The sequence below is a fragment of the Streptomyces sp. NPDC058459 genome (genome assembly GCF_042721685.1).
GTDB lineage: Bacteria > Actinomycetota > Actinomycetes > Streptomycetales > Streptomycetaceae > Streptomyces.
On sequence record NZ_JBHXLV010000388.1, the window covers coordinates 1 to 2,364 of the forward strand.

General features: G+C 73.0%; 1 protein-coding gene. It reads right to left on the reverse strand.

All coding sequences use genetic code 11. From position 1 onward, the window contains the following. Positions 1-51: 51 nt before the first annotated feature. Positions 52-2,112 (reverse strand): glycosyltransferase family 4 protein, encoded by a 2,061-nt coding sequence (locus ACFWN1_RS32935; RefSeq protein WP_384370329.1) that lies wholly within the window; start codon positions 2,110-2,112, stop codon positions 52-54. Between the last annotated feature and the right edge of the window lie 252 nt (positions 2,113-2,364).

Genomic DNA, 2,364 nt, shown 5'->3' on the forward strand with positions numbered 1-2,364 from the left:
GGCCCGGAGGGAATGTCCTCCGGGCCCGGCCCCTTCGTCGTCCCGGTGTGCTCAGAGGCGGACGGTCTTCACCGCGAACTGGCCGGTCAGGGTGAAGTAGGGCCGCAGCTCGGTCTCCCGGCGGCGGACCTCCGGCTTCGGTAGCGGGGCCGGCTTCAGCACCCGCTTGGCCTCGCGGAGGGCGCGCTCGCCCAGGGAGAAGGACCGCGCCTGGAGGGCGCCGGCCACTGCCTCCTCGGTGACGAGCACGGGCCTGGGCAGCACGAACACGTCGATCGGGCTGAGCACGTCGGTGGCCAGCTTCGCCAGCGCCACCCGCTCGGCGCCGGCTGCCGGGCGCACGAGGAAGTCCCACACGATCTCCGAGCCCGTGCCGCCGGTGTGCTCCTCGGCCAGGGCCGCGCAGTCCACGACGGCGGTGACGGTGCCGTCCCCGGCGTCCTGGAGCGGGAAGGCCAGCACGCGCTTCTTGTTGCGCCGGTGCACCGCCTCCAGCACCGCGTCCTCGCCGACGGCCGCGCCCCACAGGGCCGCCCGCACCCGCAGGGTCCGCTCGTCGACCTCGATGTCTCCGGCCTCGGCGTGCGTCGCACGCAGCACGCTGCGCACCCGCAGCCGGCCGTCCTGGTCCCGGTACGGCAGCAGCAGCGCGAGCGTCGGGCCCTCGGTGCGGGGGAGTCGGACCGCGAGGAGGTCCCGCGTGTCGCAGCCGAAGCCGTCGGCGGACAGCGGCACCTCGGCGCCGGCCGGGGTGGCCAGGGCCAACTGCCAGGTGCCCTGCGGGAGTCCGCCGTCCCAGGGCACGAGCGCCTCGCCGCCGGGGGTCAGCGGGAACCGGCGCTCCTCGGGAGCCTTTCCCTCCCTGCGCAGCAGCAGCTCCGCACCCTCGGCGCTCGCGGGCAGCGGGCCGACCGCGATGTGCAGGCTCCCCTGGTCGTCGGCCCGTACGGTGGCGTCACGGGGCAGTTCCCTGCGGGCGTGCGCCCGCGCGAGGATCTCCTCGAACCGCTCGCGGCTCGCCGTCTCCTGGAACCGCTCCGCGCCGCGCGTCGCGGCCTCGGCCATCTTCCGCCGCAGCTCGTCGTCCCGCACCAGCCGCAGCACGGCAGCGGCCAGGGCGTCCACGTCGCCGCACGGCACGATCAGGCCGTCCACGCCGTCGGTGAGGACGTTGCGCGGGCCGTGGTCGGCGTCGGTGCTGACGACCGGCAGCCCCGCCGCCATGGCCTCCACGAGGACGTTGCCGAACGCCTCCCGCTTGGAGGGCAGCGCGAACAGGGAGCCCTTGCCGAACTCGGGCGTCACCGGCGCGGCCGGACCCATCAGCAACACATGGCTGGACAGCCCGAGTTCATGGATACGGGTCCGCAGCCGGGCCTTCTCGGCGCCGCTGCCGTAGATCCGCAGCGTCCAGTCCGGGGCCTCGGCGTGTACCCGCGCGAACGCCTCGACGAGCAGCAGGTGGTTCTTGGTGTCGGTGAGATGACCGGCGGAGACGACGACCTTGCTGGTGCCGCGCGAGCGGACCGGCGCGGCCGGCACGCAGTTGGGCATCACCGCGAGCCGGTCGCGGACGCCGGGCACCTGCCCGGCGATGCTGTCGGTCTCCTCGGGGGTGAGCGCGGTCAGCGCGTCCAGGTGGAGGTAGGCCGGGAACAGCTTCTTCTTCATGTCGTCGGCGTAGATGAGCGGCATCGAGTGCTCCTGGGCGACCCGCAGATAGCTCCCCTGGGCGTGCGCCAGAAGCACGGTGATGCGCGGGTTGGAGCTGACCACCACGTCGGCGTCGGTGGTGGCGAGGTACTCCAGCAGCCGCAGCTCGGCCAGCCGGCTGACCACCGGCTTCTTGACCCCGGTGTTCGGCGGGTAGACCAGCGTGAACCGGTCGGCCAGCGGATCGTCCACGTCCGAGACGGGCGAGTACGGGCGCAGGTCGGTCAGTGCCCGCACCGACACCCGCGGGTCCAGCGGGAAGTACGACTCGTCACGGACCTTCCGCAGCGCGACGATCTCGACCTCGTGCCTCTCGGCGAGCGCCCCCGCGAGGTTCTGGGTCGCGCTCACCACCCCGCCCATGTGGCAGACGTCGCGGATCAGGAATGCGATCTTCACTGTGTGTTCTTCCCCCAGGGCGCGTGAGCGCCTCCCATGTTCCAAGTCGGATGACTAGACGGAGAGAAGCGGTAAAAGGTTACTGGCCAAGAGATCATATGTCGGCCACTCTCCCTCACTATGAGTGAGGCGAAGGTCGGGGGCGGGGGGCCCGCAACCCCCGGACACGGGGGGTTGGGGGGGGCCCCGGCGCGGCCCCCGGGGGGGGAAACGCGGGCGCATAAAGGGGCGAAGGGGGGGGAAAGCGCGGGG